Origin of the sequence: Streptomyces similanensis, assembly GCF_039543625.1 — a bacterium.
GTDB classification, from domain to species: domain Bacteria; phylum Actinomycetota; class Actinomycetes; order Streptomycetales; family Streptomycetaceae; genus Streptomyces; species Streptomyces similanensis.
Genome location: NZ_BAABKC010000036.1, coordinates 28,762 through 52,017, shown reverse-complemented (window position 1 = coordinate 52,017; position 23,256 = coordinate 28,762). Strand labels below are relative to the sequence as shown.

At 72.3% G+C, this 23,256-nt stretch carries 17 protein-coding genes; 6 read left to right on the top strand and 11 right to left on the bottom strand.

Annotation, left to right across the window (positions count from 1 at the left end):
- Positions 1-91 precede the first annotated feature (91 nt).
- From ABEB07_RS11365 to ABEB07_RS11350, 4 genes are all read right to left on the bottom strand, one after another.
- Entirely contained in the window at positions 92-1,189 is a 1,098-nt protein-coding gene (locus ABEB07_RS11365; RefSeq protein ID WP_345668169.1) for an FUSC family protein, read from the bottom strand.
- Between the two features lie 89 nt (positions 1,190-1,278).
- Positions 1,279-2,727, bottom strand: coding sequence for a sugar porter family MFS transporter (locus tag ABEB07_RS11360; protein WP_345668168.1), 1,449 nt, complete (start codon positions 2,725-2,727; stop codon positions 1,279-1,281).
- A 269-nt stretch (positions 2,728-2,996) separates the two neighbouring features.
- Entirely contained in the window at positions 2,997-4,043 is a 1,047-nt protein-coding gene (locus tag ABEB07_RS11355; RefSeq protein ID WP_176146664.1) for a glucose 1-dehydrogenase, read from the bottom strand.
- Positions 4,044-4,235: 192 nt separating this feature from the next.
- The gene (locus ABEB07_RS11350; RefSeq protein WP_345668167.1) at positions 4,236-5,246 is read right to left on the bottom strand and encodes an aldo/keto reductase; all 1,011 of its coding nucleotides are present in this window, start codon (positions 5,244-5,246) and stop codon (positions 4,236-4,238) included.
- Between the two features lie 206 nt (positions 5,247-5,452).
- Between ABEB07_RS11350 and ABEB07_RS11345 the strand changes: the two genes are divergently transcribed.
- Both ABEB07_RS11345 and ABEB07_RS11340 read left to right on the top strand, forming a co-directional pair.
- The gene (locus ABEB07_RS11345; RefSeq protein WP_345668166.1) at positions 5,453-5,932 is read left to right on the top strand and encodes a diadenosine tetraphosphate hydrolase; all 480 of its coding nucleotides are present in this window, start codon (positions 5,453-5,455) and stop codon (positions 5,930-5,932) included.
- 159 nt (positions 5,933-6,091) lie between these two features.
- Complete coding sequence (locus ABEB07_RS11340; RefSeq protein WP_345668165.1) at positions 6,092-7,432, top strand: endonuclease domain-containing protein; 1,341 nt, start codon at positions 6,092-6,094, stop codon at positions 7,430-7,432.
- A 131-nt stretch (positions 7,433-7,563) separates the two neighbouring features.
- Here the strand turns inward: ABEB07_RS11340 and ABEB07_RS11335 are convergent, their stop codons facing one another.
- The 3 genes from ABEB07_RS11335 to ABEB07_RS11325 all read right to left on the bottom strand — a co-directional run bounded on the left by ABEB07_RS11335 (position 7,564) and on the right by ABEB07_RS11325 (position 11,379).
- On the bottom strand, positions 7,564-8,532 hold the full coding sequence (locus ABEB07_RS11335; protein ID WP_176146660.1) for a formylglycine-generating enzyme family protein: 969 nt from the start codon (positions 8,530-8,532) through the stop codon (positions 7,564-7,566).
- Between the two features lie 89 nt (positions 8,533-8,621).
- The gene (locus ABEB07_RS11330) at positions 8,622-10,031 is read right to left on the bottom strand and encodes a sulfatase family protein (protein ID WP_164586491.1); all 1,410 of its coding nucleotides are present in this window, start codon (positions 10,029-10,031) and stop codon (positions 8,622-8,624) included.
- Positions 10,032-10,317: 286 nt separating this feature from the next.
- Positions 10,318-11,379 carry a GlxA family transcriptional regulator gene (locus tag ABEB07_RS11325; protein WP_345668164.1) on the bottom strand — a complete coding sequence of 354 codons (1,062 nt, stop codon included), beginning with the start codon at positions 11,377-11,379 and terminating at the stop codon, positions 10,318-10,320.
- A 71-nt stretch (positions 11,380-11,450) separates the two neighbouring features.
- Here ABEB07_RS11325 and ABEB07_RS11320 point away from each other — a divergent pair, with 71 nt between their 5' ends.
- Positions 11,451-12,410 carry an NADP-dependent oxidoreductase gene (locus tag ABEB07_RS11320; protein ID WP_345668163.1) on the top strand — a complete coding sequence of 320 codons (960 nt, stop codon included), beginning with the start codon at positions 11,451-11,453 and terminating at the stop codon, positions 12,408-12,410.
- A 166-nt stretch (positions 12,411-12,576) separates the two neighbouring features.
- On the opposite strand, the gene ABEB07_RS11315 is transcribed toward ABEB07_RS11320, so the two are convergent.
- The gene (locus tag ABEB07_RS11315) at positions 12,577-13,089 is read right to left on the bottom strand and encodes a hypothetical protein (protein WP_176146657.1); all 513 of its coding nucleotides are present in this window, start codon (positions 13,087-13,089) and stop codon (positions 12,577-12,579) included.
- 192 nt (positions 13,090-13,281) lie between these two features.
- Positions 13,282-14,019: an SDR family NAD(P)-dependent oxidoreductase gene (locus ABEB07_RS11310; protein ID WP_345668162.1), complete on the bottom strand. Its 738-nt coding sequence runs from the start codon at positions 14,017-14,019 to the stop codon at positions 13,282-13,284.
- A gap of 84 nt (positions 14,020-14,103) precedes the next feature.
- Between ABEB07_RS11310 and ABEB07_RS11305 the strand changes: the two genes are divergently transcribed.
- Together ABEB07_RS11305 and ABEB07_RS11300 are read left to right on the top strand one after the other, a co-directional pair.
- Complete coding sequence (locus ABEB07_RS11305; RefSeq protein WP_345668161.1) at positions 14,104-14,745, top strand: TetR/AcrR family transcriptional regulator; 642 nt, start codon at positions 14,104-14,106, stop codon at positions 14,743-14,745.
- A gap of 211 nt (positions 14,746-14,956) precedes the next feature.
- Positions 14,957-16,420 (top strand): hydrolase, encoded by a 1,464-nt coding sequence (locus ABEB07_RS11300; protein WP_345668160.1) that lies wholly within the window; start codon positions 14,957-14,959, stop codon positions 16,418-16,420.
- On the opposite strand, the gene ABEB07_RS11295 is transcribed toward ABEB07_RS11300, so the two are convergent.
- The gene (locus tag ABEB07_RS11295) at positions 16,410-17,612 is read right to left on the bottom strand and encodes an MFS transporter (RefSeq protein ID WP_345668159.1); all 1,203 of its coding nucleotides are present in this window, start codon (positions 17,610-17,612) and stop codon (positions 16,410-16,412) included. The two genes, ABEB07_RS11300 and ABEB07_RS11295, sit on opposite strands and share 11 nt — an antisense overlap.
- A gap of 525 nt (positions 17,613-18,137) precedes the next feature.
- Between ABEB07_RS11295 and ABEB07_RS11290 the strand changes: the two genes are divergently transcribed.
- The gene (locus ABEB07_RS11290) at positions 18,138-21,074 is read left to right on the top strand and encodes a helix-turn-helix transcriptional regulator (protein WP_345668158.1); all 2,937 of its coding nucleotides are present in this window, start codon (positions 18,138-18,140) and stop codon (positions 21,072-21,074) included.
- A gap of 60 nt (positions 21,075-21,134) precedes the next feature.
- Here the strand turns inward: ABEB07_RS11290 and ABEB07_RS11285 are convergent, their stop codons facing one another.
- Complete coding sequence (locus tag ABEB07_RS11285) at positions 21,135-23,234, bottom strand: oxidoreductase (RefSeq protein ID WP_345668157.1); 2,100 nt, start codon at positions 23,232-23,234, stop codon at positions 21,135-21,137.
- Positions 23,235-23,256 lie beyond the last annotated feature (22 nt).

Below are 23,256 nucleotides of genomic sequence, written 5' to 3'. Positions count from 1 at the left end.
CGAGTTCTACCAGCCCGGACCGGCCCACCATGGAGCCTCGACAAGATCCGAACCCCGAACAGTCCCTAGGCCGACACCTTCGGGCCGTCGTTCAGCGGCGGCGCCGGAGGGCGCCGCCGAGGCGCGGTCCGGCGGTCCACCGGAGCGTCGGCGGGGCGCCGACCCGGACCCGGGCGGTTCGGGCGCGGACGGCCTCCCGGGCCTCGCCGGCCGGGACGCCGACGAAGGCGAGGACGTCGAGGACGACCATCGTGAAGCCGGTGGCGGCCGCGGCGCGCTCGACGGGTTCCCCGGCCGCCGGGGCGGGTGCGAGGGCGGCGGCCCTGAGGGCGCCTTCCGCGCCCCGCTGCCGTACCGCGTGGTCGCCGGGGGCGGCGGCGAGCCGCCGCAGCGTGTCCGACAGCGCCCCGACGGCCGGAGTGAACGCGGCCCGGCCACGGGCGTCCAGGGCGAAGAGCGTCCGGGTGCACGTCAGACAGCTCGCGCCCAGCAGGTCCAGTCCGGCCGCGTACCGGGTCTCCCGCTCGATGGGCTCCCGGCGGCCCCACCACAGGGGCGAGCGCCGGGCGGCCGTGGCGGCGTCGGCGCGGGCCTCGCCGAGTTCGGCCAGCCGGGTGTAGGCGGGGCGCAGATGCTCCCAGGTCCACTCCCGCTGTGCGGTGTCGCCGCCCTCCAGGGCCCGTGCGGTCAGGGCCAGCGCTCCCGCCAGCTCGGCGAGCGTGACGGACTCGGCGCGGCGCAGCAGGGCGAGCGGGTGGGCGGGGAACAGCAGCTGGCTGAAGAGCAGGGCCACGCCCGCGCCGAGGAGCGCGTCCACGACCCGGTTCGAGCCGGCCTGGATGCCGGTGCCGACGGCGATGACGGCGCTCACGGCCGCCTGGGCGATGGTGACGCGTTCGCCGCCGACCACCAGGGCAGCGAGGATCGCCAGGAAGACGGCGAGCGCCACGGTGGGGTATCCGTCGCCGAGCAGGGCGACGGCCGCCTCGGCGACGAGGACGCCCGCGACGACGCCCGCGACGAACCGCACCGCGTTCGTGCCGCGCCCGCCACGCGAGGTGTTCAGCGCGACGAGGGTCGTGATGGGGGCGAAGACCGGCTGGTGATGGTGGATGACGTGTTTGGCGATCCACCAGGACAGGGTGGCGGCCGCCGTCTGCTGCGCGACGGGCCACAGGCTCCCGGTCACCCGACGGCAGGCGGCCCGGGCCGCCCGACGCGCGCGGGCCGCGGCCCGCCGGATCGCCGCGCGCGGACGCCGGGGCCAGGGGGCCCGCGTCAACCTCGCTGCCTGAGCGCGGCGGACCCCGGGCGGCGTCCGAAGCGGGACTGGAGGTCGGCGTCGACGGCGTCGTAGTCGCGGTCCTTCGTCTCGGGGACGAAGCGGGCGACGAAGCCCAGTCCGAGCAGGCAGACCACCCCGAAGAGCCAGAACGTCTGCCCCTGTCCGAGCACACCGGCCAGCGGCAGGAACGCCTGGCTCACCACGAAGTTCGACAGCCAGTTGACCGTCGTGGACGCGCTCGACCCGACGGCCCGCTCGGAGGGCGGGAAGACCTCGCCCACCAGCACCCAGAACACCGGGCCCACACCGGCGGCGTAGGCGGCGATGTAGAGGATCATGAAGACGAGCGAGAGCACGGACGGCAACGTGGCCACGAAGCTCAGGCCGAGGAGAGCCAGGGTGACGAGCATCCCGAGCAGCGATCCGATCATCAGCTTCCGGCGGCCGAGCCGGTCCACGCATCTGATGGACACCAGGGTCATGGCGAGGTTGATCAGGCCGATGAACACCGAGTAGAAGATCGAGTTCGACGCGGTCAGCCCCGTGTTCTGGATGATGGTCGGCGCGTAGTAGATGATCGTATTGATACCGCCGAACTGCTGGATCACGGCCAGCGTGACGCCCACGATCAGCGCGGGGCGGACGGCGGGCGCGGTCAGGGCGCGCCAGCCCCGGGACACCGGCTCGCCGGAGCCCTCGGCGCGCCGCCGCTCCTCCCGTCGGTGCCGGAACCTGGCGATCAGCTGGTCGGCCCGCTGTTCGCCGGCCACCGACACGAGCAGTTCCCGCACTTCGCCGGTGCGGTGGTTGCGGATCAGCCATACGGGTGATTCGGGCACGAGGAGCAGCGCGCCGAGGGTGAGGGCGGCGCCCGGGATCAGGCCGACCGCGAACATGGCGCGCCAGTCGCCGCTGGCGGAGAAGGCCAGGTCGATCAGGTAGGAGACGAGGATGCCGACCGTGATCATGAGCTGGTTGGCGCTGAGGATCCGCCCCCGGATCTCGGCGGGGGCGATCTCCGAGAGGTAGACGGGCACGGTCGCGGAGGCGCCGCCGACGGCCAGCCCCAGCACCACGCGGCCGGCCAGCAGCATGCCGTATCCGCCGGCGGAGATCGCGATCAGGGTGCCGATGACGAACACGACGCCTTCCAGGGCCAGGGTCCTGCGCCGGCCCAGGCGGTCGGCGACGCGGCCCGCCGCCAGCGCGCCCGCCATCGCCCCGATCAGCAGGACGCTCACGATGCTGCCCTGCTGGGCGGCGGTCAGGCCGAAGTCGCGGGTGATGAAGAGCAGCGCCCCGGAGACGACGCCGGTGTCGTAGCCGAAGAGGAAGCCGCCGATCGCGATCGTCGCCGCCCAGCGCAGGATCTTCCGCTTCCCGGCGGCGGGGATCGCCTCCAGCGGTCCGCGGACCCCCGGCTCCGTGGTGAAAGCTTGCATGCGTCGTTCTCCTCGGCTGGGAGCGGCGGCCCGCCGCGTCCGCGGGGGGCAGGGCCGTACGGCACGTGGGCACCGGCGGGGCGCCGTCCCGACAGGGTGGGTACGCCGGCTCCGGCGGCGGGCTCCACGCCGAGTCTCGGCACGTTTCCCCGGTCCGGCCAGCTCCGCCGGTCCGTCGGAGGGACGCGGGGACGTCGGAGGGAGGCGGGACTGTCGGAGGGAGGCGGGACTGTCGGAGGGACGCGGGGCCGTCCGGTACGGCCGCGCGCTCAAGCCCGCAGGTCGACCACGACCTTGACGTCGTCCGGGTGCTTGCGCAGGGCCTCCGCGTACGAGTCCATCGGGACCTTGCGGGTGATGAGGCGTTCCAGCCAGGCGCGGTCGGCCTCGGCCAGGGCTCGGGCGGCCTGTTCGTAGTGGCGGCGGGCGGCGTTGACGGTGCCGAAGACGACGGTGTTGCCGAGCACCAGGCGGTTGTTGGCCTCGTCGGTGCTGACGGGGGCGGGCGCCGATCCGCCGGAGATGCCGGTGAGACAGACGACCGAGTTCGGGGTGGCGGCCTTCGTCGCGTCGAAGACGAGCGGGCCGTGGCCCGTGCACTCGATCACGACGTCCGGCGCGACGCCGGCGGCACGCACGTCACCGGTGTGGAACACCGCTCCCACGTCACGGGCGAGCGTGCTCTTGGGCGGCCGGTCCTCCAGATCCAGGACGTGCACCTCCAGCCCCCGCCGCACCCCCATCAGGGCGGCCAGCAACCCGATCGGCCCGGCCCCGGTGACCAGGGCGGTACGGGGCCGCCAGGAGGAGCGCGCGACGATGCGGTCGGTCTGCTCCCAGGCCTTGGCCAGCACCGAGGCCGGTTCCAGCAGCACTCCGCAGTCGCCGAGAGCGGGATCGACGCGCACCGCGAACTCCGGCTCCACCCGCCAGCGCTGCGAGCCGTAGCCGTCGCGTTCCTTGATGCCGCGTTCGGTGTAGCGGCCGTTGCGGCAGAAGTCCCATTCGCCCTGGGAGCACGGGGCGCACGGCTCGGGGTCGGGCCGCCGCACGATCCCCACGACGTGATCGCCGGGCGAGAACCCGCTGTCCGGCGGCGCCTCCAGGACGGCGCCCAGCGATTCGTGCCCGATCACCAGCCGGTCCTGGCCGTGCGGCAGCCACCCGTAACCGTGCTCGACGATGTCGAGGTCCGTCCCGCAGATCCCGAGGAGCCGCCCCTCCACCAGCAGCGCGCCGTCCCGCTCCGGGGGCTCGGGGACCTCTTCGACCCGTACGCGTCCGGCTTCGCCGGGCACGACCGTGATCGCCTTCATCCACACCGCCTCCTGCACCGTCCGCGTCCCGGGGCGGGGACAGAGCGAGACTCCCCGCTGTCGGCTCGGCCCGCAACCGGGGCCGGCCCTTCGCCCCAGGCCGCCGGGCCCCCGGACGGGTCACGGGGCCGCCGACTCTTCCCGCGCCGAGGCGGCCCCGCGGCGCCCCCGCACGCCAGGCCGACACCGGGACTACCGGGAGTCCGCCCCCGGGCGCGGCTTGTAGAAGGACTCCTCCAGGTAGGCGGTCTCGTGCGGCTGGTAGGGCTCCTCCAGGTAGGCGGCCTCCTCTTCGTCGAGTTCGACGTCCACGGCGGCGATAGCGTCGGCCAGCTGGGCCGGCTTGGTGACCCCGACGATGGGCGAGGTCACCACCGGGTTGCGCATGACCCAGGCCAGGGCGACCTGGGCCGGGGACAGACCCCGCCTGCCCGCGATCGCATGGACGCGCTCGGCCACTGCCTGGTCCCCGTCGCGGTAGAGGATCTCGCCGCCCGGGTCTGTCGCGGCACGCGCCGTGGCGGCGTCCCGGACCCGCGTCAGCCTGCCCCGCGCCAGCGGGCTCCACGGGATCACGCCGATGCCCTGGTCGGCGCAGAGCGGGAGCATCTCCCGCTCCGCTTCCCGGTGGATGAGGTTGTAGTGGTCCTGCATCGACACGAACCGGGTCCAGCCGTGCAGGTCAGCCAGGTATAGGGCCTTGGCGAACTGCCAGGCGTACATGGAAGAGGCCCCGATGTAACGGACCTTGCCGGACCTGACCACGTCGTGCAGCGCCTCGAGGGTTTCCTCGATCGGGGTGTCGTAGTCCCAGCGGTGGATCTGGTACAGGTCGATGTAGTCGGTCCCCAGTCGCTTCAGGGAGGCGTCTAGCTCGGCGAAGATCGCCTTGCGGGACAGCCCGGCGCCGTTCGGGCCGGGGCGCATCCGCATCCAGACCTTGGTGGAGAGAACGACCTCCTCGCGCCGGGCGAAGTCCTTGACCGCCCGGCCGACGATCTCCTCGCTGCTTCCGGCGCTGTACCCATTGGCCGTGTCGAGGAGGTTGACGCCGCCCTCAAGGGCCTGCCTGATGATGTCCCGGCCGGCGTCCGCGCCCAGCGACCAGGGCTCGCCGCCCCGGTCCGGCTCGCCGAAGCTCATGCAGCCGAGGGCGATGGCGGAGACTTCCAGTCCGGTCGTCCCGAGTTTGATGTATCGCATGTCCGCGAACCTATGAGTTGGGGTGTGCTCCAACGCAATACGTCCGGGTCCGGGTCCGGGTCCGGGATGCGGAGGCGTGGGGCAGGTGCGCCCTGTCCGTCCCGCCACTGGTGGCGAGGCGGCCGAGGAGTACGCGTCGGCAGCGGTCATCGACCGGGTACCGGTTCCGGCTGACGCGCGCTTGATCGCCGCAATAGGTTTCGGCCATGACTGACGACTGGCGGGCGGATCGGATCGGAGCCGCGCTGAGGGGTGAGAACCCCACCGTGCTGCGGCGGTTGACGTCGGGGTTCGCGGTGATCGGGGATGTCCAGTTCCTGCCGGGCTACTCGGTGCTGCTCGTCGACGACCCCGCTGTGCAGCGGCTGTCGGACCTGCCGAGAGCGAAGCGGCTGTCGTTCCTGTCCGACATGGACCGGCTCGGGGAAGCGGTCGAGCGCGTCTGCGGGCGGCTGGATCGGTCGTTCCGGCGGGTCAACCTGGAGATCCTGGGGAACACGGACTCGTTCCTGCACGCACATGTGTGGCCGCGGTACGCGTGGGAGCCGGCCGATGTGGTGGGCGCCCCAGTATGGCGCTATCCGCGGGAACGGTGGGGTGAGGAGGAGTTCAGGCTCGGTCCCCGGCATGACGCACTTCGGGAGGCGATCGGCAGCGAGCTGGACAGGCTCCGGTCGGAGACCTGAATCGACCCGACCGGGGTGTCAGTCCGCAGCGGTACCGGGAGGGCGCGGTGGCGGCGGCCGGCGGGCCGGTCCCGAGCTGAGGCACTCGAACCGCAGCGCGGCCGGAACGGCGATGGCGGGAGCTGTCCCGCCCGTGGAGCGGGCGGATAGCCTGTCGTCATGTCAGAGCGCGTCATGCCCGGTCACCATGGCCTGATCTCCTTGGGCGCCGCGGACGCCCTGTGGGTCGAGGTGACGGCGGGCAGTGCCGTGCCGACCGCTTCCGGGGCATTCACCCGCTCTCCTGCCGGCGTCCGAGCGGGATACGTCCTGCTCGGCGACCGGGCGGTGACGACGGTGAGGGCGGACAGCGGTCAGTGGACCGTGGCGGAGACCGAGGTACGCCGGGCGGCCGCGGAACTGAGCGCGATCCGGGTGGACCGGCGGGATCTGGTCCGCATCGGCCCGTTCCGTGGAACACCTGGGCAGGGGCGCGACGAGGAGACAGCGCTGCGGTGGCGCCGGCGCATCGAGCGGGAACTGACGCAGCGGGGCGGCCCCGAGCGGACAGCGGGTCGGGCAGCGGACCGGCCGCACCCTCTGGCGGGGATCGACTGGCGGCGGATCCTCGTGGAGCAGACCCGCGACGGGACGCGGCCCACCTGGTGGCTGCCGCGCGCCGTGGTCAGACTGCTCGACGCGGCCGAGCACACCGAGACGCAGTGGGTGCGAGCCGCGAGGACCCACCGGGCAGGCACAGCCGCCACCGAGCCGTCCCGCCCCCCACGCGCCCGGGACGCCGGCGGTCGGCGGACGACCAGCCCCGAGGACCCCGCCACCGCCTCACCGCGCCCGTACGACAAAGAGCTGGAGGGCCAGCTGTACGCGCAGCTCAGCAGAAGGCCCGGCACCTCCCGCAGGATCGCCGGGTGGACATGCGCCGTCTGCCGCACCGCGCCCGCCACCGTTCTCGACCACTGCCACGAACACGGCTACGTCCGCGCCCCCCTCTGCCAGTCCTGCAACACACAGGAACGCCCCGACCACCTGTACAGCAACGACATCCGCGTGGCGAACCACTACACACGCCTCTTCCACACCGACACCCACGACTGGCTCCGCCACTGGCACCGCTGCCCCGGCTGCCGCGCACGCACCACCCTGCCCCTGCCGCACCTCGCCGCATGGACCGCCCACATAGCCTGCCGATCACTGCGGCCGACCCACCGCGCCCCCCGCGGACGCAAGCCCTGCGGCGTCCTGCGCGTGTCCTGGACGGGGAGCCAGAACGCGCCCCGTTCCTGCGTGCTCACCGTCGCCGTCGACTGCTGCCCCTCCGGCGAGCACCGCGTCCTGGCGCGGATCCCCTACCGTGAGGCCGCGGAACGGTTCAGCGTCTGGCTGGCCGAGACGGCCCCCGCCGTCGCCGCCGCGGCCGGCCCCGACCGCCTCGACGACCTCCCGGCCCAGCCCCGCCCGGTCGTCGCGGACACCGACAGCGAAGGCCAGGCACTCTTCTGAGCGGACACCGGAAGCCGCGGGGGTGGAAGACGCCGACGTGAAGCAGAAGGCTCCCCCCGTCGTCCGCGGCCGGCGCGCCCGGCGCACGTCCGACGTGCCGCTGCCGCCGCACTCCTGCCCGCTCGACCTCCTCAGCGCGACCGGGCCACCCGGAACCCGATGTTCCCCGTCGAACTGTCCGGCGTGTTGGAACTGCGCGCCGCGACCCGGTAGCGGTTGCAGTACGAGACGTGGCACAGGTGTGAGCCGCCGCGCATCACCCGTGCCGTGCCGGCAGGGGGACCGGTCGGAGCCTCGCGGGGGCCGGTGCGGTGGTGGTCCGGGCTGAACCAGTCGGCGCACCACTCCCACACGTTGCCGACCGTGTGGTGCAGGCCGAACCCGTTGGGGCGGTGCGAGCGCACCGGCGAGGTGCCGTTGCGCGCGCCGGGCGCCGCCCGGGGGAAGTCGCCCTGCCAGATGGTGAGCATCTCCCGTCCCCGCGGCGCGAGTTCGTCGCCCCAGGGGTACCGCTTGCGCTCCAGGCCGCCCCGGGCCGCGTACTCCCACTCCGCCTCGGTGGGCAGCCGGGTACCCGACCAGGCGCAGTACGCGGCCGCGTCGTGCCAGGAGACCTGGGTGACCGGATGCTGTTGCAGGGCGCGGAAGTCGGAGCCCGGTCCGCTCGGCGCGCGCCACGTCGCCCCGGCGACCGCCCGCCACCACGGTGTGCCCGGCACCGCCTCGGAGACGGACCGGACTTCGGCCGTGAGGAAGCCGTCGAAGACGAAGGAGAAGCCGAAGCGTTCGGCCTCCGTGACGTGACCGGTCTCCTTGACGAACGAGGCGAACTCGGCGTTGCTGACGGTCGCCCGGGAGATCTCGAAGGGCCGCACCGTCACTTCGCGCACCGGGCCCTCGCCGTCCGCCGCGATGCCGTCCGGATCGTCGCCGCCCATCAGGAACGCGCCGCCGGGCAGCGCCACCAGGCCCCGCCGGGCGCGGCGGGCCGCCGGGCTTTCCGCCGCGGGCCGGGGCGCGGGTGACGCGAGGGCGAGAGTGCTCCGGCCCGGCGTGCAGCAGGACGGACGCGGATCGCCGGACGGTCGGGCGTCGGACACCGAATCTCCTCGAAGGCGGGGGAGTTGGGGCGGCTTTCGGCGACATGCCGGCCCGGCGGCGCGTCCGTCGGGCCGGCGTACCGTGCTGCTCAGGCCGCCCGGTCGGCGGCGAGTTTCGCCGCCAGCGCCGGGATGCCGAGCCGCCGCTCGTCGGCCGGGGTCGCGCCGTACAGCAGGTTGGTGAGCTGGTAGGGGTCCTTCACCAGGTCGTAGTACTCGCGAAAGACGACCTCTCCGGTGCCGACCTGCTGTCCGTTGTCGTCGGTGTGCAGGGTGTAGTACTCGACGTACTGCTCGGTGGTGCTCTTGTACGAGGACCAGGTGTGCGGGTTGCCGCCCGGTCCCCGGTGCCACCACTCGACGAGCAGGTGGTCGCGACGGGCGTTCCCGAGCAGCGACTGCCCGTCGTGCAGCGGGCTCGGGGCGATGCCCGCCGCGTCGAGGATGGTCGGCGCGATGTCGATGTTCGCGGCCAGCCGGTCGTCCACGGTTCCCGCGCCCAGGCCGCCGGCCGGCCACGACACGTAGAACGGCACCTCGACCGCCGGGCGGTACGGCACCGACTTGGCGCCCCAGCCGTGGTCGCTCCAGCTGTACCCGTTGTCGCCGAGGTAGAAGACCAGCGTGTTGCGGAGCTGTCCCAGGTCGGCGAGCTTGTCGTGCAACGCCTGCACGGTGTCGTCCACCGACAGCAGGGTGCGCAACTGGTTGCGGCGCACGGTCCGGCCGTCGTCCAGAGTGCGGTTCGCGTTCTGGATGTACGGCGGCTTGTCGCTGCGGTCCGTCTCGGTCACCGACGGCCGCCCGTTCCACTCCGGCACCGGGGTGTTCGCGTACTTGGGCTCCGGTGTGTTCGGCGCGTGCGGGGCCTTCGGCGCGACGAAGGCGAACCACGGCCGGGGGTCGGTGGCCGCCTTGTCCAGGAACTTCAGGGCGCGTTCGCGCACCACCGTCGTGCTGTATCCGGGGATGGCGCGGACGGTGCCGTTGTCGTTGTACGTGCCGTTGTTGTAGGTGACCGGGTCGTTGAGCAGCCACTCCTCGAAGTGCGGCGGGTTGTCGGTGTTGTGCCACGCGTTGAGGTACTTGCCGAACAGTCCGGTCCGGTACCCGGCGTCCTGGAGGTGCCGCTGCACGGTCGTCGACTGGTCCAGGTTGTACGGGCTGCTGTTGTCGCGCACCCCGTGGTGGCGTGCGTGTCGGCCACTGAAGACGGACGACCGGGACGGCGCGCACAGCGGGGTGGCGACGTGCCCGTGGCTGAACCGGACGCCTCCGTCCACCAGCCAGTCCACCGTGCGGGGCGTGGCCCACTCGGTCTCCAACGGCTGGTCGTCGGTGAGGATCACCAGGATGTTGGGTCTGTTCGCCGCCGCGTCGGACACCTCGGCGGCGTCGGCGCGGTGGGCGAGCGCGGGCACGGTGGCGGCTGCCGCGACGGCGGTCGCGCCGGCGAGGAAACCCCGCCGGCCGAGGTCCCATCGGTCGCTCGGGCTCATGGTGGAAACCCTTCTGGGTGGGTGCGATGGCTGGAGCGGAGCGGGCGTACGGCTGTCAAGGAGCACACGAACCTGCGGGCAGCGAGAGGGAGTCGAGCACCTGCGGTGCGGCGCGCCCGGAGTGAACCTAGGAGTGGGCGATGCGCCGGAACAAGGCGGAACTGGCTGCCGACACAGACAGTTCACGTGGGCGCAGCACGACACGGAGGGTTCACATACACGCAGCAATGCGTCCCCCGGCCGGCGCCCGAGCTCACCGCGCCCAGGCCGCAGGCGGGGGCCTCGGTCAGCGGGTCGCCTGGAAGGTGCGCCGGTACGCCTGCGGGGAGACGCCGATCGAGGCGTGCAGGTGCTGGCGCAGGGACGCGCCGGTGGCGAATCCCACCCGGCCCGCGATCTGATCGACCGTCAGATCGCTGGACTCCAGCAGGTCCCGGGCCCGGGAGACGCGCTGCTGGATCAGCCACCGGCCGGGACTGGTCCCCGTCTCGTCGTTGAACCGGCGGACGAAGGTGCGCAGGCTCATCCGGGCGTGCCCGGCGAGGTCGGCCAGGGTGAGCGGCTCGGTGAGGTGTTCCAGGGCCCAGGCCCGGGTGGCGGCGGTGCCGGCGGCGTTCTGTTCGGGCATGGGCCGCACGATGTACTGCGCCTGCCCGCCCTCCCGGAAGGGCGGCACCACACAGCAGCGGGCCACGAAGTTCGCCAGCGCCGTACCGTGGTCCTCGCGGACCAGGTGCAGACAGAGGTCCACGCCGGAGGCGGCGCCGGCCGAGGTCAGGATGCGGCCGTCTGCCACGAACAGCACGTCGGGGTCGAGGTCCACCCGGGGAAACGCGCGCCGGAACCGGTCGGCGAGATGCCAGTGCGTGGTGGCCCTGCGCCCGTCCAGCAGCCCGGCCGCAGCGAGCACGAAGGCGCCGGTGCAGATGGAGACGATGCGCGCGCCGGACGGGATCAGCGCGAGCGCGGCGGCGGTCTCGGCGGGCAGTTCCTCGGCGACGTGGTCGGGCGTGATCGCGGCGACCACCACGGTGTCGGCGGTCGCCAGCGCCTCCGGGCCGTGGGCGACGCCGATCGTGAAGTCCGTGCTGGTGCGCACCGGCCGGCCGTCGACCGAGCAGGTCAGTACCTCGTACCGGCCGTCGGCGGCGCCGAGGATGCGGCTGGGGATGCCCAGTTCGAAAGGGTAGACGCCGTCCATGGCCAGGACGACGACCCGCTCCACGGCCTTGCCCGCGACCGGTTCCCCGCCCGCGCCCGCGCCCGTCTCCTGTGCCGGCCGTTTCGCTTCCGTCCGCTCCGTCCGCTCCGTCCGCTCCGTCCGCTCCGTCCGCTCCGTTCGCCGCATGGCATGATCCTATCGGAGATTGACCATCATGCCATTTCCCTGGTGTGCGGGCCGGGGCACGCTGGTTCACCATGAACGATGTGAAGACCGCTGACACGATGCGTGCCATGGGCCAGGACGTTCTCGGCGGCCCCGAGGTGCTCAAGGAGATCGAGCTGGAGCGGCCGGCGCCGCGCCCCAACGAGGTGCTGGTCCGGGTGCGGGCCGCCGGAGTCAACCCCACCGACTGGAAGCACCGCGCCCAGGGCCTCTTCCTCGGCGAGCCGCCGTACGTGCTCGGCTGGGACGTCTCCGGTGTGGTCGAGGCGACCGGCGTCGGCGTGGCCCTCTTCCGGCCCGGGGACGAGGTGTTCGGGATGCTCCCCTACCCGTTCGGCCACGGCTCGCACGCCGAGTACGTCACCGCCCCGGCCCGCGCCTTCGCCGCCAAGCCCGCCGGCATCGACCACGTCCAGGCCGGCGCGCTGCCGCTGGTCTCGCTGACCGCGTGGCAGGCCCTGGTGGAGCGGGCGGAGCTGCGCGCCGGGCAGCGGGTGCTGATCCAGGCGGCGGCCGGCGGGGTCGGCCATGTGGCGGTACAGATCGCCAAGGCCCGGGGCGCGTACGTCATCGGCACCGCGAGCGCGGGCAAGCACGACTATCTGCGCGAGATCGGGGTGGACGAGCCGGTCGACTACCGCACGACCGACGTCACCGAGGCCGTACGGGACGTGGACGTCGTCCTGGACACCCTCGGCGGCGAGACCTCCGTCCGTTCACTGCGGGTGCTGCGTCCGGGCGGGGTCGTGGTGTCGATCCTCCCGGTCGGCTCCGACGACTTCCCCAGGGAGGCGGAACGGCTCGGCGTACGGGCGGTGAGGATGCTGGTGGACGCCGACCACCACGGGATGCGGGAGATCGCCGACCTCGTGGAGACGGGGCGACTGCGGCCCACCGTCGCCGGTACGTTCCCGCTGGCCGAGGCCGCCGAGGCGCACGAGATCGGCGAGAGCGGACGCACCACGGGCAAGCTGGTCCTCGTCATGGACTGACGCCTGCGCGATGCTCCGCCGGCCCGCGGCAGGACACCCTGCCGCGGGCGGCCCCGGCCCTGCTGCCTGCCGGCCCCGGCCCCCGCTGCCCGCCCGGCGCCGGGGCCGCTGTCGTCGGTCCGGCGGACCCGCCCGGTCGGAGCCCTGCCTAGAAGTCGTCGGGGGCCTAGAAGTCATCGGGGAAGGGGACGGGGATCGGGTCGGGGATCACCCCGATCAGTACGACCGTGCCGTTGACCTGGGCGGCGGCGCCGATCGCTCCGCCTTCGGCGTAGATGGCGGCGAGCAGCGGGATGAAGATCGCTTCGAGTTCCGGGAATCCCTCGACGGCGTCGCCCAGAACCTGTTCCAGAGCCGAAGCGGTGCTGGTGACCATGGTGACGGCGGCCCGATTCAGGTGGATCTTGTACCCGAGGTCGAGGAATCCGTAGAGCTCGCACCAGATGCCGGGGCCGTCGTCGGGAGTCTGCACAGCGGATCGCTGTTCGGCTCCGGCCGCTTCCTGTGCCGCCGCGGCCGACTGCGCCCTGGCCCGCATGGCCCGGCTTACGGACGCCTCCAGGTCGAGCCCCGCTTCCAGCCCCCTGCTCTCCGCCTGCTTGCGTGCGAACACTTCCTGGATCGCCTGGACTCGTGCCTGAACCTGTTCCTTGTCGACCCTGCCGGCGCTTGCGGTCATGATCTCCTCGCTCCCTCATGGAGTGCCGATGCGCGACACCATTCAGCCCGACCCCCTCCGGCCGGTGCACTACCCAATCCGGCCAAACCTGGCTTGTCGTACTTTGTGGCTGCAATCCGTAGAGGGACGGCGCTGTGATCAACCAGGTCGGCCGTGAGGGCATCCCGGCCCTCGGCGGTCTCTTGAACGCCGTCAGGCCCGGGTGTAGCCGCCGTCCGCGAAGAGTTCTGCGCCGGTGACGAACGACGAGGCGTCCGAAGCCAGGAAGAGGGCGGCTTCGGCGATCTCCTCGGCGTCGGCCAGTCGCCCCAGCGGCACGACAGCCTCGGCGAACCGGTCGACGTCCGGCCCCGCGGCGCCGAGGAGGCCAGGGGTTCGCGTGGGTCCCGGGCTGAGCACGTTGACCCGGAATCGGCGCTGCCGCGACTGCCGGGCCCAGTTGTGCACGAGGTTGCTCACCGCCGCCTTCGAGGCGCTGTAGACCTCGAGTTGCTCGTTCGGCCGTACGCTGTTGCTCGACCCGATGACCAGTACGGACGCGTTCTCGGCCAGCAGCGGAAGCGCCTTCTGTACGGTGAACAGCGGGCCCTTGACGTTGACGGCGAGTGTCAGGTCGACGTTCGCCTCGGTGTGGGCGCCGAGTGCGGCGTCCGCGACGATTCCCGCGTTGGCCACCAACACGTCGATGCGTCCGGCCTCCTCGCGGACCCGCGCGTAGAGCGCGTCCAGGTCGGCCAGGACCGAGGCGTCGGATCGTACGCCGGTGGCCGCGGGGCCCAACTCCTTGACCGCCGCTTCGAGCCGGTCGGCGTCCCGGCCGGTCACGAAGACCCGTGAGCCCTCCTGGATGAAGCGGTGGGCGATGGCCAGTCCGATCCCGCTGGTCCCTCCGGTGATCACGGCCACCTTCTCCCGCAGTGCGCCTGGCATGTCGCACCCCTTCAGTTGTGGAATGGATCGTCCATAACATAGGCGGTAATGGACGATCGAGTCAAGAATCAATAGAGTGAGACCATGGCGAGACCACGCGCATTCGACGAACGCCGCGTCCTGGAGCGGGCCCGGGAGCAGTTCTGGGCGACCGGCTACGCGGGAACCCGGATGGACGACATCGCCCGGGCGACCGGTCTGGGCAAGGGCAGCCTGTACGGCGCGTTCGGCGACAAGGGCGAGCTGTTCCACCGTGTGTTCGGCGACTGGTGCACCGCGGTCGTCGAGGTGGCCGAAGGACGGCTGGCGGGCGGCCCGGACGCGGAGGCCCTGGCCCGGCTGGCGGGATACGTGCACCTGATGGCGGAGAACACCGCCTTGGACACCGAGCGTCGCGGATGCCTGCTGGCCAAGGGCGCGGCGGAACTGGCCCAGCACGATCCGGCGGTCGCCGGACGGTCGGCCGAGACCATGACGGCACTGCTGACCCTGCTGCGGACGGAGATCAGCGCCGCCCAGCGCCATGGTGACATCGACGCCTCTGCGGATCCGCAGCGGCTGGCGGCACTGCTGCTGACGGTGGTCCGCGGCATCGAGGCGGTGGGCAAGGCCGGCCTGGACCCGGAGACGCTGCGGAACGTCGCGGACACCGCGCTGGCGGTCCTGCCCGTGCCCGAAGGGCGGAGACACCTGGCAGCAGGGCGCGGCCCGGCCCACGAGAACTGACTCGGCGCCGCCCACCGCCGGCCGTGTGGTCACTCACGAGGGCGCCTGCCGGCTTGCGCCGGTCCCCGTCGGCGCCCACTGACCGGCGACGGTCCGGCCCGCACCTGATCGTCACCCCCCCCGGGAGGGGCGCGCGCTTCCTCCCCTTCGGGCAGCGATCGTGCCCCGGCGACTCCTGACGCGTGAAGAGGGCCTGCCATAGCGTCGACCGGTGAGCCTTTGGACTTCCCTGGAGCCGGCGTCGGCGACCGTGGACCCCGGCGGCAGTACCCGTGTGCGGCTGCGGTTGCGCAACACCGGTGACGTCGTCGACGAATACCGCTTCGAACCCGTCGGCGACATCGCGCCGTGGACGACGGTGGAGCCGCAGACGCTGCGGCTGTATCCCGGTACGACGGGGACGGTGGAGCTGACCTTCAGCCCACCACGCACGCCGGACGCGACAGCGGGGCCGAACCCGTTCGCGGTGCGGATCACGCCGACGGAGCATCCGGAGGCGGTCACCGTCCCGGAGGGCAACCTCACCATCACGCCGTTCACGGAGGTGCGGGCGGAGCTGGTCCCGCCCACCGTGAAGGGACGCTTCCGGGGCCGGCCGCGGCTCGCGGTGGACAACCTCGGCAATACGAAGGTCACCGCGTCGGTGAGCGGCAGCGACAACGGTGATCAGTTGTCGTACGACCTTCATCCGAGCAATGTGCAGATCGAGCCGGGCCGGGCGGCGTTCGTGAAGGCGACGCTGAAGCCGCGGAAGATCATCTGGTTCGGGTCGAAGGAACAGCGGCCGTACACCCTGGCCGTGCAGCGCTCCGGCGCCAAACCCCTTCCGGTCGAGGGCACTTACCTCCAGCGCGGATTCCTGCCCCGCTGGCTCGCCACGTTCTTCGGGGTGCTGATGGCCCTCGGCATCACCTTCGTGATGCTCTGGATCGCCTACAAGCCGAACATCAGCAGCGGCGCCACCGAGAAGGTCGCCGAGGCAGGCAGCACCCTCGCTCCCGCCCCCTCGGCGCCGGCGTCGCGGCAGCCGCCTCTCAGCTCGGCGCCCGAGACGCCCGCCATGCCGCCGCAGGATCCGACGGACGGGGCCGACGCGGATCCGAAGGGCGGGGACGACGGGGACGGCGGGGACGGCGGGAGCGGCGGGGGCAAAGGGGCGCCTGCGGCCACCGTGACCGCCAAGCCCCCGGCGGACACCGCCGCCACCGCCGTGCGGCGCCTGGCCAAGAACGACCCGGGTGGCCGGCACATCTGCTACCGCGCCTTCGTCGCCGGGGAGGGCTGGCAGAAGCCGGTGTGCGACGGCACGATGAGCGGCCGGACGGGCAGCGACGCCAAGATCAAGGCACTGAACGTCGCCACGACGGGAGTGGACGGCTCGGCCGCCAACGCCTTCGTCAACGACCCCCAGTCGACCGACGGCAAGGGCCACTACGTGAAGTGGACGGCCATCGTCGCGGACGGCAAGGACAACTACATCGGCCGCGCCGACAAGGACGCCCCGAGCATGTCGGGCTTCGCGATCAACATCGGCACCGGCCGGATCTGTCAGGTCTCGAGTGTCTGGAGCCGGGCCTGGGGCGCTCAGACGTGCGGTGACCAGCGCCCGGCCCTCGTCTTCGCCGGCACCTTGGACAACGGGGTCTGGCTGGAGGCCGTGAAGCTCACGGTCTGACTCCGGCGGAGCGCGCCCCGACCACCAGGACCATGAGCACCGCGGTGCAACCGCCCAGCGACATGACCGCTGAGGCGGAGGTGCGGTCCAGGATGACTCCCCCGACGAGGGCGCCCATCGAGATCGTCGCCTGGAAAGAGGCGGTGAACAGGACGGACGCCGCTTCCGGTGCGTGCGGCGCCGCCTTGGAGAACCAGGTCTGCGACGCGACGGGTACGGCGCCGTACGCGATGCCCCACACGATCATCAGCAGCACCGCGCCGGTCTCCCCGCGGCCCAGCGCCGGGAGCAGAAGGGTCGCCGCGGCGATCAGGGCGGCCGCGAGTCCGGACACGGTCCGCGGATACCGGGCCACCCGGGCGCCGGCCAGGAAGTTGCCGAGGATGCCGGCGGCGCCGTAGAGCAGCAGGACCGTGGTGATCAGAGCACCGCTCGCGTGGGTGACCTGTTCCAGGAACGGTGTCACATAGGTGTAGGCGGCGAAGTGCGCCAGCACGACGAGAAACGTGAGGACGAGCGCGAAGCGCGTGCTGCCGTCGCGGAGCAGGCCGTTGAGCACACGCAGCCGTGTGGCCCGGACCGGAGGAAGGGGCGGCACGCACCGGAGCAGCATGACCAGTACGCCGACCGTCAAGGCTCCCATGCCGGCGAAGGCCGTTCGCCAGCCGGCGAGTTCACCGATGAGGGTGCCCGTCGGCACGCCGAGGACGGATCCCAGCGGGACGGCGGAGAAGATCACAGCGGTCGCCCTGCCGACCGAGTGCGGCGGCACGAGTCGTTCCGCCAGCCCGGCTCCGATCGACCAGAAGCCGCCGATCGTGATCCCGACCAGGATCCGGGAGGTCAACACGAGCCAGTAGTCGGGCGCCGCGGCGGCGAGGAAGTTCGCCACCGCCAGCAGGAGCAGGAAGGCGCACAGCATCAGCCGGCGGTCGAAGCGGGCCGTGGCCACGGTGACCAGCGGAGCGGCGATCGCTGCCAGGAAGCCCGGCATCGTCATCATCAGCCCGGCCATCCCGTCCGAGACGGTGAAAGTGGATCCGATCGAGGTCAGCAGACCGATCGGCAGGATCTCGGTGGTGACGATGACGAAGATGCCCAGCATCACCGAGACGACGGCCGGCCACCCCCTCAACGGGGACCGAGGGGGTGAGAGCTTGCCGTCGACCGAAGCGGCAGTGGTTGCCTGCATGGGCGTCCCGTCCTGTGGAAGCAGCGTGTTTCGCGATCAGTCCAGCAGGCCTCATCGGCAGGTGGCTGGCAGATTCGCGACCGCACCCTCGCCCTTCACGGGTGAGGTCGCATTCCCGCTGCACGTGTGCACGCGAGCGCACACGCGCCGGGGGCGAAGGGCACACCTGGGTGTCCTCGCGCTCGCAGTTTGGCGGACGCATTAGGAATCATTGATTGCACATTGCTTGTCCCGGAGGTCGGGAGAGGAGGGGAAAACGTCTGAATCTTGACTGTTTCATGGAGGGGTATTCATTTCGAGGTCTCCTTCACCCACATGTTCCGTAGTCCGAAAACACCCCCCTCCATCTGGTTGCACGTCGCAGCGAAGCAGTGTACTAACGGCTGCTCGACCGGCCGCAGCTCAGCGACTTGTCCGGTCATGACTCCCGCAGGTGAGGGCCGTGCGTACAAAAAGCGACACTACCGAACGGGATGTTGATCGGTTAACGTGGCAACCGGAACGTGTGTCCAGCCTTTCAAGGAGATGCATGAACTCCTTATCCGTGAAGTCCAGCTCCGACGGGGCGGAATGCCGACAGTCGAATGCGACGCGGGGGGAGGCATGACACGGGGCCTGCCGCCGGTCGCCCCGTCCCCCGGTTCCGGCCCGCACCAGGCGCGGGTGCCCGTGTTGAGGGAACGAGAAGCACCGCTCAACCGCGTTCGGGCGTGGTTGGCGTCACCCCCGCCGGGGACAGGGCAGTTGTTCCTGCTGGAGGGGACCGTCGGCGCGGGCAAGACGGAGTTCCTGCGCGAGGTCACGGAGTACGCCCAGTCCGTCGAGGTCATCCCGCTGAACGTCGTCTGCTCCCCCGAGGAGCGGGATCTGCCGTTCGGGGCCCTCAGCCAGCTGTTCGACAACCCGGCGCTCCCCGCGGAACTGCGCGGGCGCGTCTCACCGGTGATGCGCGCACTCATGAGGTCGGCCCGGGCCGAGAGCATGCACGAGGCCGTGGAGCGCAACAGGGCCGACATCTGGTACGACCTCTTCCTGCCCGTGATCGAACTGGCCGCCACCACACCCGTCGTGGTGTGCGTGGACGACATCGACCACATGGACGCGGCGTCGCAGCAGTGCCTGTTGTACCTGGTCCGCCGGCTCAGCTCGGTACCGCTGGTGATGGTGTTCACCGAACTCGCCGGGCCGAGCGGAGCCCACCGGCCCTTCCACGCCGAGCTGCTGCGCCAGTCCTCCGTCACGTCCGTCCGCCTCACACCGCTCTCCCCGGAATCCGTACGCACCCTGATCACCCTGCGCCTCGGCGTGGGCGCGGCCCGAGAGCTGGGCGACAACTTCATCACCTACAGCGGCGGCAACCCCCTGCTGCTCGACGCCCTGATCCATGGCGAGCGGCTCGGTGGCGACGCCCGCCATCAGGACTACGGGCGCGCGCTGCTGAACTGCCTGCACCGCAGCGAGGCCCACATACTGCGGGTGGCTCGCGCCATGGCGGTCTACGGCGACGATGCCTCACCGGACGATCTCGCAGCGCTGATCGACGCGGACCCGGGTACCGTCGAGCGGGCACTGCGCACCATGACCGAGGCCGGACTGCTGTGGGCCGGCCGCTTCCGGCACACGCTGGCCGCGCGCGCCGTGCTGGACGACGTGCCCCCCGCCGACCGAGAACAACTGCACCACCGGTCAGCACGACTGCTCTACAACAAGGGCGCCACCGCGGCCGCCGCCCGTCACCTGGCCGAGGCCGGCCGGGTACAGGAACCCTGGGCGCTGCGCGTCCTGCTGGAGGTGTCCTCGGAGGCCCTGCTGCATGGTGAGGTGCAACGCGCCCTGCGGTACCTGAACTCGGCACAACGGTCGTGCACGAACGACCGCGACCGCTGGGAGATCCGGGCCAGGCTCGCCCAGGCCGAGTGGCAGCTCAACCCCTCGGCGTCACTGCGGCACCTGCTCGCGCTCACCGAAGCCGTACGCAACGATCAACTGGGCCCCTACGACACGATGCTGCTCGTGCGGCAACTGCTGTGGATGCACCGTACGCAGGAGGCCGCCGACATCCTTTCGCTGCTCCGCAAACGGGCGGCGCGGCTGCCGTCCGCGGGAATCGTCCCCCCGGCCGGCCCGCTGAACCAGCCGGCCGAACTGCACGCCATGGAGGTGTGGCTGGCCTGCACCTATCCGCCGCTCGCGGGACGGGTGCAGAGCGGGTCCGCGCCCACCGACCCCGAGGGCGCGCCCACCACCCGGGGCCGTACCTTCTGGCTCCAGTCGATCGGCGTGCTCTCCGGCGGCCTCGTGCGCAGGCGCGGCGACGAGACGCAGGAATGGGCCTCGCACGTCCTCGGCCAGCTCGACCTCAACCACAACACCCCCTGGGCCGAGGAAGCGACCCTCCTCGCGCTGATGTCCCTCGTCTACGGCGGCCGGCTGAGCGAAGCGGCCAACCGGTGCCGGAGCCTGGACGAGCGACACAACGGGCAGCTCTCCCCGATGTGGCAAGGCGTCCTCGACGCCGCCGAGGCGGAGATCCGGCTGCGCCGAGGCGACCTCCGCGAGGCGGTGAAGCGTGGCACATCGGCCCTGGAACAGGTGTCCGTCCAGGGGTGGGGCACCGCCGTCGGTCTGCCCCTGGGCACACTGATCCTCGCTCACACCCGCATGGGGGAACTGGACGAGGCCACGGAGCTGGTCACCCGGAGCGTCCCCGACGAGATGTTCCAGAGCCGCTACGGGCTGCACTACCTGTACGCCCGTGGACACTACTATCTGGCCATGAACCGGACGCGCGCGGCGCTCGGTGACTTCCTCTCCTGCGGCGAACTCATGGGCAAGTGGGGCCTGGACCTGCCCGGCATCGTGCCCTGGCGGACCAGCGCGGCCGAGGCGTGGCTGCTCCAGGGCAACCGGGACCAGGCCAAGCGCCTGGTGAAGGACCAGCTGACCTCGCCGGGGCCGGAGGACACCGTCAGCCGGGCGCTCGCCCTGCGCCTGATGGCCGTGTTCAGCTCGCTGGGACAGCGCCCGCGCCTGCTCGGCGAGGCCGCCGACCTCCTGGAGGCGGACGGCTGCGCCTACGAGCTGGCCAGGACCTTGTCCGACCTGGGCCGGGCCTATCACGCGCTGGGCAAACGCCGCCGGGCGCGGGTGATCGTCCGCCGTGCCTGGCGGGTGGCACACCTGTGTCAGGCGGAGCCGCTGTGCAGGGAATTGCTGCCGGACGCGAGCGGCGACGCGGGCCTGGCGGAGGACGAGGGGAGGACGGCGGTCGTCGCCTCCCTGACCAACTCCGAACGCAGGATCGCCTCGATGGCGGTCATGGGGTACACCAACCGGGAGATCGCGGAGAAGCTGTTCATCACACCCAGTACGGTCGAGCAGCATCTGACCCGGGTCTACCGCAAACTGGCCGTCAAGAACCGCAAGAGCCTGCCGGGCTACCTGCGCGGTGAGCCCGGATGACCCGCCCGGCGCGACGACGCCGCGCTCCGCTCCGGGCGAGAACCTTCCAAAGATCCCGCACTACCCGGTTCGCCCCGGCTCCCCCGACCCGGTCCGCTCCACGATGCGGTGGGCGGCGCGCAGTCCCTGCGCGGTGGCGCGTACGGCGTTGAGCGCCCGGGCGTCGTCGGCGCCACCGGCGATCTCGAAGGGAACGCCGGCCTGGCGGAGCAGGGGGACGACTTCCCGTCGGCTTAGCTGACCCGTGGCGAGGACGACATGGTCGGCTGCCACCAGCCGCCGTTCCCCGTCGGCCCCGATGACGACGACACCCTCCCGGGTGATCCCCTCGTACCCGACGTCGGTGAGCAGGCGCACGCCGCGGGCGCGCAATTCCTCCAGGACCACCCAGCGGGTGGACGGCCCGATGCCGGCGCCGATCCTGCCGCCGCGCCGCATCACCGTGACCCGGCGGTGACCGCCGGCCGGGGCGGCGCCGGGCCCTGACACCGGGACCGCGCCCGGCAGCGCGGTGAGGGCGCGCGAGGCGAGGAACTCCTCCGGGGTGAGGGCGGGGGAGGCTCCCCCGGCGAGGAGGTGGGCCAGGTCGACGGCGATTCCGCCGCCGCCGATGACGGCGACCCGCGGACCGAGCGCCTCGGGGGCGGCGAAGGCCCGGGCGTAGTCGAGGACGTGCGGCAGGTCGACGCCGGGCAGGTTCGGCCGATGGGGGCGGACCCCGGTGGCCAGGACCACTCCGTCCACGGCGCGCAGGCGTTGCACGTCCCGCACACCGACGCGGTGCCCGAGGTGCACGGGCACGTCCAGCGCCGCGAGTTCCCGCACGCGCTGTCGTACGGTCGCGCCGAAGGCCGCCTTGCCGGGCACCCGGGCGGCCAGTCGGAACTGGCCGCCGGGCTCGCCCGCCGCCTCGTACACCTCGACCTCGTGCCCGAGTCGCGCCAGCGTGCGGGCCGCCTCAAGACCCGCGAGCCCGGCGCCGATGACGGCGTACCTGTTCCGGCACGCGGGGAACCGCCGGCCCGGGAAGACGCTCTCGTAGCCCGCCCGCGGATTCACCAGGCAGGACACCCGTTCGGTGCCGAAGGACCGGTCGATGCACGCCTCGTTGCAGGCGATGCAGAGATCCACCGACAGGTCCGACCCGGTGCGGGACTTCTCGACGATGGCCGGGTCCGCGAGGAACGGGCGGGCCATGGCCACGAGATCGACGTCGCCCCCGGCCAGCACCTCATCGGCCTGGGCGAGCTGGTTGAAGCGATTCGAGGCGATGACGGGCACCGCCTCGTGTCCCGCCGCCCGCAGTGCCCGCTTGACCCGCTGGGCGTACACGGCCCAGGTCCCCGCGGGCACCTGCGCCTGCACGGTCGGCACCGGGGACTCGTGCCAGCCGACGCCCACCGCGAGCGCGTCGGCGCCCGCCGTGGCGAGCGCGACAGCCAGCGCGGCCGTCTCCTCCCACGGAGTGCCGTCGTCGACGAGGTCGGCGCCCGACATCCGGAAGAGGACCGGGAAACCCGGTGGCACCGCGGCCCGTACGGCCCGCAGCACCTCGACGGGAAAGCGCCGCCGCCGCCCGGCGTCACCGCCCCAGGCGTCGTCGCGGCGGTTGGTGAGGGGCGCGGTGAACTGGTTGATCAGATAGCCCTCGGAGCCCATCACCTCGACCGCGTCGAAGCCCAGCTCGTACGCCGCCGTGGCGCCCCGGGCGAAGGCGGCGACGGTCTCGGTGATCTGCCGGCCGGTCATCGCCCGCGGAGCGGTACGGGAGAACCGGCTGTACACGGCGGACGGCGCGAGGGGCGGGGCGCCGTCCGCACCGGAGGCGCCGGGCAGCGCGTACCGTCCGGCGTGGAAGAGCTGGAGGGCGATGAGGCCCCCGGCGTCGTGCACCGCGCGGGCGGCCCGGGCCAGCGCCGCCCTGTGGTCCACGTCGTCGAGCACGCCGTAACCGGGGCCCCCGGAACCCGCCGCGTTCACCGCGGAGCCGCCGGTGACGATCAGGCCGGCGCCGCCCCGCACCCGTTCCGTGTAGAACGCGGCCAGGGCGGCGCCGCCGTCGCCGAGGGTCTCCAGATTCAGGTGCATGGCGCCCATGACGACGCGGTGCGGCACCGTCAGACCACCGATCGCGCAGGGTCTGAAGACGTGGTCCAGCACCTGCTCTCCCTCCCGTCGGTCT